This is a genomic window from Vibrio sp. 1978 (assembly GCF_033344345.1).
The window spans coordinates 151,521-162,846 of the sequence record NZ_JAWPOP010000006.1; the positions used below are offsets into that span (position 1 = coordinate 151,521).

The following is an 11,326-nucleotide window of genomic DNA, read 5'->3' on the forward strand; positions in this document are numbered from 1 at the left end:
TGCTCATGGAGTAGCGGCCTAGACCTTAATAAACTCAATAGCTTATCGAAAAGAAACTGTTCAAAAATGCCTGTTTGCCCACCAAACTGCCCACCACTTGCCTCTGGCTTTTACCAAATCTTAGTGGTTAGCAATGGAAAAACAGTACCGTTTTTATTCTGCTGTTAGTACTTAAAAATAGCAGTTTTGAAAGGCTTTATCGAGCACGATTTCTGTCAACATAGATTTGCCATTTTTTTACTGGCTCTATGCGATAGTGGTGAGTCAGTAGGAAACTCACCTAACCAAAAATGGATATTATGGTGTCCATTTTAATATAAATAAGCTCAATATGGATACTATGATATCCAATAGTGATAAATCAGAGTGTCGAATGGTAGGCATTCAGGTATACAAATTGTTACCTATGAAGTCACTTTGTGTAGACCTCGGGGTCTAAGCAACGCGCTTTTACCATCTTTGTGGTAAATACTGCGTGAAATACAAAGGCATCACGATATTGGTTTGCTCTAATGCGGATGAGCCTTGTGTACCCGTTAACTTAAAGGTTTTACTTGGAGTACATTTTTCAACGTAGGATGCCAACGATTTTGCTCTTGTACGTTTACCACTTTTGACCTCCACAGGGACAATATCGCCTTCATCGGTCGCCAAAATAAATTCGATTTCGGCGCGGGCGTCATTCCATGAATAGCTTGGGTCAACGCCAATGGCAGTGAGCTCTTGTTGCACAAAGTTTTCAGCCACATAACCTTTGTATTCATAGTTTTGTTGCTTAATTTCTTTATAACTGCTGCCCAGCATATGATTAAGCAGGCCCACATCAAACAGAAACAGTTTCACCATATTTTCTTTTTTATAGGCCGCTAACGGAGATTTCGGCAATCCTTCAATAGGGTAGTTTGGCAAAGCTAAGCGGCAGCAGTTAAGCCAATGGATCGCGGTTTCAAAATCGCTATAACGAGATTTACGCTCATGCACATGCTTAAATTTAAAGCGTTTAACCGACTCATCGCTGACAAGTGATAGCTGGGCTGGAATGCTATTAAATACCGATTCAATCAGTGTGGCGTCGACCTTGCCCGCGTACTTACCAAAATCGCGGCGATAACCTTCCACTAAATCGGCATGAATTTTTGTGACTCTTTCAACACGCTCTAGAATGCTTGAATCCTTATACTGATACCAAGCAGAAACGGCTTCCGGCATACCACCAGTAAAAAAGTAGTCAGTGAGTTTGTCCATCAATTTGGTGTGTACTGCCGGTGTGCTTGCTTGACTATCAAATGCTTTGATCAGCGCTTGCTCGTTGGATGCGTAAATAAATTCTTGGAAGGTCAGTGGTCGTAAATTGTATTGTTCTACCTTGCCCACAGGGAAGGTGTTGAGCAAACCAATATTCGAGCCGCTGGCAGCGACAAAATAGGACGGTGCTTTTTCAGCAAAGTACTTTAGTGAGGTAACGGCACGTTCACATTCGCCAATTTCATCTAATATCAGTAAGTCGGTTTCTGGGTTGAACGCTTGGTTGGTTAACAACTCAATGTTCATTACTAGCTCGTCAGGTGACAGAGAGCCATCGAACGCTTCTTTGTAAGCTGGGTTTTCAAGGAAGTCGATACGAAGGATGTTGGCAAAGGTATTTCCAAACAACTCTTGCAGTAGATAGGTTTTACCTGTTTGTCTTGCACCATCGATCAATAATGGCTTGCGCACCGGTTGATTTTTCCATGCTATTAGGGGGTTTACTAAGTTGCGCTGCATTGTCATTTCCCGCCAATAAAGACTGTTAACTGCCTGTAGTATAACTCAAATTACACTTTTACGCGCAGAAAAGTGCGGAATTTTACATTTTTATGCGCATAAAAGTGTAATTTGGTTCTTGTTGAGTATAAAACAGCCCTTTAATAGCTATCTTTCTTCTCTGAAGCTGCCCTTGTTGGCCAAGTTTTAGTCATGTAGATATGGGCTACTGCTGTACGAATATGACGCACTTATTTTTTATTCAGCAATTGGATGTCTTGCAGCTTTCTTCCCAGCTCGTCATCACGTGCAACCTTGGTTAGATCGTCTAACAAGCCTAGGACTGCCAAAACCTTAACGTAGTGACCAAGTGAAACGGAAGGATCACCTTTTGATATTTTACGCAGTGTTGGCTTAGAAATCCCTGTTCTACTGTGCATTATTTCTTGAGTAATGCCGCGTCTCTTCATCGCCAATGTTAAGTTTTCGCCCAAGATGCTTAACATCTTCCTTTGTCTAGGGAATATGACCGCAGTGCGTTTTGATTTTGGCTCGATAGTATCCATAATGAAACTATGTTTTCTTAAATCTTTATTTAGTGAAATTATAGTTTCACTTTTATCTTCAAGTTGTAAAGCAATAAACTGCCATCTCTCGGAGTAAAGTGAGCTAAGATCTGAATAGTTCATGTCGATTTTTTACTGTTTTTCCGACATAAGTTTTTTATATGTCGATACACTCGACACATCAACAATCAATGAATACGGCTCACCGAAACCGAGCTTTGAGTAGGAAATTTCAAAGTAATACGCCATCCACTGGGCTTTTGGGGCAGTATGGGCAAAGCCTTAATTCACGCCGCTTAGCCGCTCACTAACCCTGCCCATAGAGCATTAATTACTTGGGGCACTATCTACAAACTGGGGCAAGTAGCTACTTGTACCCTCAGAAAGCTGCACGATCTGGGCATTTATCTACCTACTGCGTCCGTTTAGTACTGGCAAACTCCTAACTGAACTTAACAGATCAGTGAGGAAGCAAACGATGAACCCAGCTACACAATCATCCACCACATCAACACACCCAGCGCGTCAGCAGCGGATTTTGCGCTTGCCCGAGGTAAAGGCCAAAACAGGCTTTGGTCGCAGTACCATTTATGCCTTGATGGCCAACGGTGAATTTCCGCGATCCATTCGCATTGGTGCGCGTGCCGTGGGCTGGTTAGAAAGCGATATCGACCAGTGGATTGAAACCCGCCGTATCGGTGCTGCTTATGGCCGTGGATAAACCATCAACATCAAACCCGTTACCTGCCAATGAGATGAATAACAACGCGCCAACATTACCGGCTGGTTTTGCCTATAACGCGCAAAACTGGCTGGTGATGCACCCGGCGGGGCAAGATAGTCCAGTTAAAATCTGCTCTTGGCTGCAAGTGGCCGCCCGTACCCGCGATCTGCAAGGGGATAACTACGGTTATTTATTGCACTGGTTAGACGATGACAATCGCCATCGCTACTGGGCCATGCCCGCAGAACTATTGGCCGGAGACGGCAGCGAGTACCGTCGAATCCTACTCAGCCGAGGCATGCGGCTAAGCAACAGTGTCAAAGCGCGGCAGTTGCTCTCGCTGTTTATTCAACAAATGGGTGAACTGGCCACGCAAAAGGCCATTAGCGTGAACTGCATTGGCTGGCATCACCACGCTTATGTGCATCCGCGCCTCACCTTTTATCCAAGCGAACACAGCAACAACCCGCGCATGGTGTTGCAAACCATGCACCCGATAGAAGGCTTTATTCAACAAGGCAGTAGCGACAGTTGGCGGCAGCACGTTGGCCGTTATTGTCTGGATAACCCGCTATTAATTGTTGGTGTCTGCGCTGCATTGGCCGCTCCATTGTTGCATTTGTGCGGAGTGGATGGTTTTGGTTTACACCTCTACGGTGCCAGTAGTACTGGTAAAACCGCGGCGCTGTATCCGGCGCTATCGGTGTGGGGCGAGCCTAATCAACTGCGCCACAGTTGGCGGGCCACGGCCAACGGTTTAGAAGGCACAGCATTAGCCCATAACGATGCCTTGCTGGCGCTCGATGAAATGGGTGAAGTGGACCCCAAAGAGGCAGGCGACGTCGCTTATATGCTTGCCAATGGCCAAGGTAAAACCCGTGCAGGCAAATACGGTGAAATGCGCTTACCTGCCCGTTGGCGTTTGGTGTTTTTATCCACTGGCGAAGTGACGCTCGAAAGCCACCTTGCTAGTATCGGCAAACGCGTGAAAGCGGGGCAGCAAGTGCGCGTGATTGATCTCAGTGCCGATGCCGGAGCGCAAATGGGCGTGTTTAACCATAGTCATGGTATGAACGCCGCCGATTTAGCCGATCACCTAAAACAGCAAAGTCGCCAACATTACGGCTGCTTGGTCTTGGACTGGTTACGGTATTTAACGCAGCACAGCGCGCAGGTGCGACCCGTTTTCCAAAATGTACGCCAACGTTTTTTAACCAGCTTGCCTCTCGAGGCTGACGGCCAAGTGCGCCGGGTCGCCGAAAAGTTTGCCTTACTGGCCAGCGCTGGCCTTTTAGCCATTCAAGCCAAAGCACTTGATTGGCCAGCTCAAAGTGTCGAAGCCGCCTGTTTAAGCCAGCTTAACCAATGGATACTTGCCCGCGGTGGTGTGGCTGCCAATGAAGACCAACAAGCCATCCGCCAAGTACGCAGCTTTATTGAGCAACATGGCGAAAGCCGCTTTACGCTTAAACAATCCGGTTACAGCAGCCAAGTACGCCAACGAGCAGGTTGGATAGACAACAGCGGCCCACAAACCCTCTACCTGTTTTACCCAACCGGTTGGCGTGAAGCCACCGAAGGACTCAGCCCAGATCGCGCCGCCAAAGCACTGATGGCCGCAGGCTACCTAATCCCTGATGGTAATCGGCCACAGCGCAAAGTCAGTCTGCCCGACAACACCCGCCCACGCATGTACTGTGTTAAAGGCAGCATCTTGGATGACTAAAAAGGCGATGAATCCTGTGTAGGCTTGTCGCCTTTCAGTGTACCGCCAGTCAACCTAAAGGCTGGGCGAGGATTAAAGGCTAAGGCAGACAATACCGCTAGTGTACTGATTGTGTACTTGCAGTGATTGGTGATCGCCATTGCACTGAATGATGGAAAATAATCTTGCGATATTATCAGTAGTTGATAAGATGCTAGGGCTATGTATAAGCGTACAGTCTTTTGATTGTTTAAATGCTGTTTTACGCTTTTGCTGGCAGTGGCCTTTTGTGAGTGAAGAAGGCAAGTAGAGAGTGCAGGCAAACAATCTGAGTAAAGTAATGAAAAACGCAAAACAATCACGTTGCGTAATTGGGATCAAAGGGCAAACGCCTGACCCCGATTTCCCCGTTGATATCTGGTTCGACTCCCTGAAATCGGTGGCCAATGTGCTGTCGAAAGAAAATCAGCAGTTGTTAAAAGTAATCGCCGAACAACAGCCACAATCGGTCACTGAGCTGGCCATGCTCTCAGGTCGAGCGGTCAGCAATGTGTCGAGAACACTGAAAACATTGGATGGTTTAGGTATTGTAAGGCTGGTATCTTCAGAATATGCAAATACAAAGAAAATCGAACTGGAATACCATAAATTCTTGGTCTTGGTATAAAGGATACGTATGAGTTTAAGACAACTTTTAACAGAAATAGCTGGTGGATGGGTACAAGCTAAAAATGAGAACTTTACAGGTCACCCAATAGCTAATTTACTAAGACGAGATTTGATTCAGGCAATAGAAACCACACTACCTTCTCCAACAGATTATTTATTAAAAGCGAGCGCTGGGGCAGGAAATTGGGCTGACGTACCTTGGTTGTCTATCCTCAATCCGGCAATAACAGAGTCAACACAGTCTGGTATTTATCCAGTTTATTTGTTCCGTTCAGATGGCAGTGGTGTTTATCTCTCGTTGGGCTTTGGAACTACGGAGCTTAAAAGGCAATATGGAACAACCCTAGCAAAGCAGAAGGCGGAGGAATTGCGTAATACCATAAGGGGCTTAGATAATCGACTTGATGATTGGGATCAGAAAGTTGATTTGCGATCTAATACGACATTAGGCCAGTCTTATGAGTGGGCTTCAGCTGGAGCAAAATTTTATCCTTTAGACAATATGCCCGATGATAATACTCTTGCATCGGACCTAATAGAATTATTAGAAATATATGCGGATGTAAATTTAGAGACCAATCAGAATTCAATGCCAGCAATAAGTAACGGGCAGCTTTTATCCAAACCCTTCCTCCTTCTCGCAGGTATCTCAGGAACAGGTAAAACCCGCTTTGTGCGTGAGCAAGCAAAAACCTCGGGGCAGTTTGCTGAGACTTATTGTTTAACCTCGGTGCGCCCTGACTGGCATGAGCCGAGCGATTTGCTGGGGTATATTTCACGCTTAAATGGCACTGCGGAATACATCACCACGGATGTATTGCAATTTATCGCCAAAGCTTGGCGTGCGATTGCTGATAGCGGCTTAACCGTTGAAGTGCAAGAGTGCGAAGACCTAGGTAAACGCTTAGTGGTATCAGGTGAGCGTGCTGTACTTGAGCAGGTATTACCTTACTGGCTGTGCTTAGATGAAATGAACCTTGCCCCTGTAGAGCAGTATTTTGCCGATTATTTGTCGGTGCTGGAAACCCGCGAATGGTGTTGGGCAGGTGATAGCTTTACCTACAGCAGTGACGCGCTTTTAAAACCCGCCACCATTAAAGAAGTTGCGGACAAAAAAAAGCTACGCGAAGCGCTAGGTTTTGATGACGCGCAATACGATGAGCTGTGGGCAGATATTTGCCAGTATGGTTTAGGTATTCCGTTTAACCTGCTTGTTGCGGGCACGGTGAATATGGATGAAACCACCCATGGCTTTTCACGCAAAGTGATTGACCGAGCGCTGAGCTTTGATTTTGGTGCGTTTTTCCCTAACGACTATAACGACTTTTTCACCCCAACCAGCTGCAATAAACGCCTTAGCTATCCTATTTGGTCAAGCGCCAGCAAAGCAGATTTAGCTGATACGTTTGATGTTGATGGCACAAAAACGGTTGCGTTTTTATCGGCCGTTAATGCGGTGCTAAAAAATACACCTTTTGAATTGGCATTTCGTGCGCTCAATGAGCTGCTGCTTGCGGTTGCTAGCAGCCAACCACAAGATGACCTGACTCTAAAAGCTGTATGGGACGACTTTATGATGTGTAAGGTTCTACCGCGTATTGAAGGCGATACCGACAAACTGACTACATCAAATCGCAAGGATTTGCTGGAAGAGCTTGGCGTTGTGCTTTCAGACCAGTTAGCCCCTCTTTGGCAAGCAGAACAAGGTGATAAGGATCAACGCCCTGACTTGTATCGCGAGAAAATAGTGGCTGATGGTGCTACTGAAGGGGAAAAAGTACTTCGTATACCTTGCCGTTCAAAAGCGAAGTTGAAGTGGATGAGCGAGCGATTAGCCAGTGCCACCTTCACCAGTTTCTGGCCTTAATGGGTTGGTGTTGTTTGATGCTTTTTGCAATGAATGCAACCCATAAAAAAACGTACAGCGAAGGCGTAAGGAGTGGTAGGGAATGCCAGAGTTAATACGATTACAAACCCCTGACTTTGAGTTTTCGGTCTGGGCGAATGATATTAGCCAGCGGTTGAGCGTGTACCAGAATACAATGGCGCATAGGGCGAGCGCTAATGATGTACAACCTAGCTACGAATTGCGCTTTGCGCCAGCAGCGCAGCTGAGCAATGCTATTGAACCGCAAGGGCTAGTTGCAGATGATCTGCTACAAAGTGGGTTAGATGAAAGTGACTTAGCCGAAAATGACCTCGTTGCCAACGGTTTAGCGAAACACGCTGAGCTTACATTAAATTCCCCGCTGTTTTTTGAGAATACTCAGTACCAGTTTGAGTGGGTCTTTTATAGTGAAGTCACTAATGCGCGGTTAACCCATCGCAGCCAAAGCGTGAATGAGGCATTTCGTTTTGCCCCCGAAGTAAAAACCGCAAGGGGCGTGGTGCCCGCACGTTTAACCGGCACCATTAATACCGGCAATGATGTGGGCTGGTTACGTTTGCCACTTACCTTTGAGCACAATGGCAAAACACAGACTCAGCACATAGCCTTTGAAGTGCTGCCAACCAAAATGGCACTGCACCAAGACTTGCCCGCCATGTACCAAGCCATAGACAAAGTTTACCCTCTTTGGCGCTTTAGCTTGGTAGAAAAAACAGAACAAGACGCAGCAACTAGCCAACAACGCATGCATTTTCCACTTATGTGGTTGGCTAATTTTGCCGCGTTACGGGAGCGCTTTGAGCAAGGCTTAAAAGTGATTTGTGCCTCACCCCATAGCCGTTTGCAACCTACAGTGGCCAATATTAAAGCGGCCAAATTAAAAGGCCGCCTGCCTCATAAGTTAGCGGAGCAAGTAAAGCAAGACTTTGCGAATGGCCAGTACGATAAACGCTATGCAGTCGAAAAAAAGCAACTGAGTGTCGATACCCCAGAAAATCGCTTTATCAAAATGGCGGTGAGTAAAAGCAAGCGACAATTAGCGGAGTTTGAACAAAAGCTTAGGCAAAGTAACCAAGCACCAGAACGGCAACGGTTGTCGGATTCATTTTTAAATGAGCTGCATAGTTGGCAACAACCGCTGCAAAAAGTGTTAGGTCAGAGTTTTTTAAAAGAGGTTGGCGCATACACAGGGTTAAACCGTGAGTCGTTAGTGCTACAGCAAAAAACTGGTTACAGCGCGGTGTATCGTATTTGGCAGGAGCTGAAATTTTATTTAGATGTGTTTGGCAATCAGTCGAGCATTTCAATGAAATCAGTGGCTGAGATTTACGAAGTGTGGTGCTTTTTGTGTTTGAAACAGATTTTAGAGCAGGATCTCGGCTTTGAATTGGTGGAAAACAGTGCGACTAAGCTAGCCCAAAATGACTTTTTTGAGTACCAACTAAAAGATGGGTTTGCCGGTGCCTTTCGTTTTAAACGCAGCGATGGTGTGACCGCTAGGCTGGCACACGAGCCGAAATTTACCAAAAAGGGTCAATCAATCCGCTCGTATTTAGTGAACCAAGAGCCAGATATTGTATTGGAAGTGACACTGCCTAAAAGCGCCGATTTAACAAAAGTAGAAACATCAGAAGAAAAGCAGTTTATTTGGCTGTTTGATGCCAAGTACCGCATTAAAACCGAGAAAAACTGCTTTGATGACAGCAATGAAGATATCGAAAGTAAGGATTACGTACCAGACGATGCCATCAACCAAATGCACCGTTATCGGGATGCCTTGATTCGCCTATCAGAGCCGTACGATTCTAAATCACCATCAAGTGGAAACGCTGGCCAATCTCCTAAGAAAAGCCGTCCTGTTTTTGGTGCGTTTGCTTTATACCCAGGCTTTTTTGATCAAGCTACAACCCCCAACCCCTACGCAGCCGCGATAGAAGAAGTAGGTATTGGCGCATTTGCCCTCTTACCTAGCCAAAACGAACTGAGTCAAACTGATCCTACCCAGACTAAGAGCCGTTATTCCGGTCACCAGTGGTTGCTAGAGTTCTTGCAAGCCCAAATTGGCACAGCACCGAATGCACAAACAGGGCAAGGCAATGAGACCATGTATCCCGTGGCTGGTATGGCGGAAAGGCTCTACGTACAAGACGCTGCACGCATACCTTATTACGGCATGCGCCAAGTACTGTACCCTGATTTGACGATGACAGTGGCATTGGGTGGGCAACGTGGCCGTGATAATGGCTACTTTGAACAATTTGAGCAAGGCACAGCGCTGTGGTATCACCTACCGCAAAGCACGTTTTTGCAGAAATTTAAGCAGCATATTGCCGAGGAAATTCGCTATTTAGCGTTGGCGTCTACCTCAGATACTCAAAGCTCAACCAAGCAAATTGACAAACTTTGGCCGGTTAAACGAGTCACAGTGTTACCACGCTACGCCATTACCGAAGAACAAGCGGGTAAAAAGTCAGGTTCTGCTGATTTGTATTATTTATTTGAGTTAGGCAAACCACTGTCACTGCAAACGCCAGTGACCAATGTGCCGCATCGTCCAATGAAAAACTCGATGAAACTCACAACCTTAACGCGCCTAGAGAGTGTCACTAAGTTTACCGAGGTTGAAAAAGTGTACGAAGCGGCAATGGTGTGAGCGAGTGTTATTAATTATGCAGAAGATGAATTGGTCGAAAAAGCAGTTGTTCGGTTATTCCGAACAACTGCTAAGTAAAATCGACATCAAAAAATATCGAGCTATTTGGCACTTTTCATATTAAAATCGCGTCAACAACACCCCTCCCGCTACCCGTTAGATCAGCGCCCTGTGAGGGGTTACTCGTTTCTGGGGCTTGTGATTTCGAGTAGTTTGTAAGAGATAGGCCCCAGTCTTAACGGCGACTGAGGCGCAGCCACGAGCCAAAACACTAGGTAAAGGCTCAACCAGCTTTAAATAGCTTGAGTGAAATTGTGGTTTTCATCATAACAAATATCAAGCTATTTAGCCTTGTTGTTGAGTTTCCTTCTTGTCGTTAACAAAGCATTTGTTCGTAATCCACACATCATTCTCCGGCCCACAAAGGTGGTGCAGCAGCGCTAGGTTTAACTGGTGACTGATCACGTTGGCGTTTCGTTTTTGGCTTTCTTTTCTTAAACCGCTCACTAATAACCCCGTGCACGATTTTCCTATTTGCTCTGGCGCACTGGGCAGGCAAAATGCTCGGTTTTGCTGCTTGGGGTGCAAGGCAGTGCGTTTTCCTGTTTTAGATAAAGGCGTGATGCACCAAAAAATACAGGCGTTGGCGGGCGTGTTTGTTTGCAATGTTCTGGTTTGTATTGTGCCGTTCATATATACCGGTAAAAAATGTGCCGGTAACAAAACCAACCCGCCTTGCACGTGGCCATCAACCTCAGGTAAAGGTAGCCAATACAGGTTTGGCCATTGCTCGGGGCTTTGCCATTTTTCTACGATCACTTGTGCGCCAATGCTATTTAGCCATTGATGAATCGGGCAGCCTGGGTGTGCTTGTTTAACGCGTGGTAACTGAAAGGTCAGCCAGCGGGTTAAGCGTTCGGCGGCATTATCGCACTGGCTTAATGCTGGGTAGAGGGTAAACGCGCCATGCCCAACTAGTAAATCGACCACCTGCTTTATCCATTCTCTATCCCAATTGTTACCACTTGCCCATAACACGTCACTTATCACCTTGTTGGTTTTTCATGCCGTCTATTTTCAGTGGTCGGGTACAGACTCGGTGGTGAAATAGATGAAAGAAATGGCTATCAAACTAACCAGTCAAATCGGTTTTTTATGATGACCTGTATGCGGCTAACTGTTTGATATACATAGTCCAATACGGCGCTGTTTGGCGGCATTTGGCTAGTGAAAAAAATCGAGACGCCAAACGATCGTTTGCATTCTGGGTTTAAAAAATCAAACGGTTTGTACTTTGATGCCGAGGTTGGTTTAGGGTGCAAAAAGTGCTAAACCTTGCGTTGCGCCAGTAGCTGCAATGCTTAGCAGTGTTGGATTT

Annotated in this window: 8 protein-coding genes; 5 read left to right on the plus strand and 3 right to left on the minus strand. The window is 46.0% G+C overall.

Annotated features, from left to right (window positions below; all coding sequences use genetic code 11):
- Nucleotides 1-450: 450 nt before the first annotated feature.
- Both R8N49_RS08495 and R8N49_RS08500 read right to left on the minus strand, forming a co-directional pair.
- Entirely contained in the window at nucleotides 451-1,764 is a 1,314-nt protein-coding gene (locus R8N49_RS08495) for an ATP-binding protein (protein WP_318189912.1), read from the minus strand.
- A 230-nt stretch (nucleotides 1,765-1,994) separates the two neighbouring features.
- Nucleotides 1,995-2,309 carry a helix-turn-helix transcriptional regulator gene (locus R8N49_RS08500; RefSeq protein WP_318189920.1) on the minus strand — a complete coding sequence of 105 codons (315 nt, stop codon included), beginning with the start codon at nucleotides 2,307-2,309 and terminating at the stop codon, nucleotides 1,995-1,997.
- Between the two features lie 478 nt (nucleotides 2,310-2,787).
- Between R8N49_RS08500 and R8N49_RS08505 the strand changes: the two genes are divergently transcribed.
- The 5 genes from R8N49_RS08505 to R8N49_RS08525 all read left to right on the plus strand — a co-directional run bounded on the left by R8N49_RS08505 (nucleotide 2,788) and on the right by R8N49_RS08525 (nucleotide 9,948).
- Nucleotides 2,788-3,030, plus strand: coding sequence for an AlpA family transcriptional regulator (locus R8N49_RS08505; RefSeq protein ID WP_318189913.1), 243 nt, complete (start codon nucleotides 2,788-2,790; stop codon nucleotides 3,028-3,030).
- Nucleotides 3,017-4,759, plus strand: a complete 1,743-nt coding sequence (locus R8N49_RS08510; RefSeq protein WP_318189914.1) for a DUF927 domain-containing protein — start codon at nucleotides 3,017-3,019, stop codon at nucleotides 4,757-4,759. Before R8N49_RS08505 ends, R8N49_RS08510 begins: the two co-directional genes overlap by 14 nt.
- A gap of 319 nt (nucleotides 4,760-5,078) precedes the next feature.
- Complete coding sequence (locus R8N49_RS08515; protein WP_318189915.1) at nucleotides 5,079-5,405, plus strand: helix-turn-helix domain-containing protein; 327 nt, start codon at nucleotides 5,079-5,081, stop codon at nucleotides 5,403-5,405.
- Between the two features lie 9 nt (nucleotides 5,406-5,414).
- A complete protein-coding gene (locus R8N49_RS08520; RefSeq protein WP_318189916.1) occupies nucleotides 5,415-7,274 on the plus strand; it encodes an MrcB family domain-containing protein in 1,860 nt (619 codons plus the stop codon).
- An 82-nt stretch (nucleotides 7,275-7,356) separates the two neighbouring features.
- Nucleotides 7,357-9,948 (plus strand): restriction endonuclease-like protein, encoded by a 2,592-nt coding sequence (locus tag R8N49_RS08525; protein WP_318189917.1) that lies wholly within the window; start codon nucleotides 7,357-7,359, stop codon nucleotides 9,946-9,948.
- A gap of 345 nt (nucleotides 9,949-10,293) precedes the next feature.
- On the opposite strand, the gene R8N49_RS08530 is transcribed toward R8N49_RS08525, so the two are convergent.
- Entirely contained in the window at nucleotides 10,294-10,986 is a 693-nt protein-coding gene (locus tag R8N49_RS08530; RefSeq protein ID WP_318189918.1) for a hypothetical protein, read from the minus strand.
- Nucleotides 10,987-11,326: the final 340 nt, after the last annotated feature.